Here is a 233-nt window from a genome sequence, read left to right on the forward strand (position 1 = left end):
GTGCATTGTTCCCATTCTTGTTTATTACCATTGCATGTGGTGCGGTTTCAGGCTTCCAAGCTCTGATTTCTTCACGTACCACGCCAAAAATCGTGGAAAACGAAACCCACGTCCGCATGATAGGTTACGGCGGCATGATTATGGAAAGCTTTGTGGCCATTATGGCGCTGTCGGCCTCCGCTTCGCTTGAGCCAGGCGTGTACTACGCGATGAACAGTCAGGCTGCGCTGATT

1 protein-coding gene is annotated in these 233 nt (G+C 51.1%); it reads left to right on the forward strand.

Annotated elements, in window-relative coordinates:
* The coding region (locus ACTHSN_RS10920) for a carbon starvation CstA family protein (protein ID WP_440365326.1) at positions 1-233 on the forward strand (233 nt) is incomplete at both ends.

The sequence above is a fragment of the Neisseria sp. P0009.S010 genome (genome assembly GCF_051958545.1).
In the GTDB taxonomy this organism is placed as follows: Bacteria; Pseudomonadota; Gammaproteobacteria; order Burkholderiales; family Neisseriaceae; genus Neisseria; species Neisseria subflava_A.